The sequence below is a fragment of the Photorhabdus viridis genome, assembly GCF_040256935.1.
Lineage (GTDB): Bacteria > Pseudomonadota > Gammaproteobacteria > Enterobacterales > Enterobacteriaceae > Photorhabdus > Photorhabdus viridis.
The window spans coordinates 1-529 of record NZ_JBEJZY010000243.1; the positions used below are offsets into that span (position 1 = coordinate 1).

The 529-nt window shown below is 36.1% G+C and carries 1 protein-coding gene; it reads left to right on the forward strand.

Translation table 11 applies throughout. The features are described from left to right. Positions 1-86: 86 nt before the first annotated feature. Positions 87-529: hypothetical protein (locus ABR397_RS23180; protein WP_350307756.1), on the forward strand; the 443-nt coding region annotated here is incomplete at its 3' end.

A 529-nucleotide genomic window follows, 5' to 3' on the forward strand; every position in this document is an offset into this window, starting at 1 on the left:
TTGTCAGGACAAAAGATCTGAATAATACCCGCAATGTCTTTGTTATTCAAAATAAGCCGATAACACCAGATGTTACAGACAGAGATATGACCGTACTTAATGATGTCAATATTTTTGGCGAGCCCTATACTATAACAGCAGAATTAACCCCCCTTCCTGATAAATGGTTCGGGCATGCCTATTTCAGTCGTCTTGGTTTTGAGGGTAATGGAACAGGAAAAGCTTATTTAAATAATACCAGAATAAAAAGCAGGGTATTAGAAAATTCTCCGCCGGGCCTTATCTTATCGGGAAGAAATGCTTATATTAACAGTGATAATTTATCCAATCAGATAAGTAAAATTGCAGTTGAAAAAGATATTTTTCTGACTGGAAATAAATTTACTAATGAAAGCAAAAGAAAAAGTTCACTTAATCATTTTATTATTTATGATCTTAAACTTGAACCCGTCCCGACAGTCTATCCTTACGAAAAATCAGGCGAAACTCAGACCTTGAATGACGAGGACGATGTCATTGAGCCGGCAAG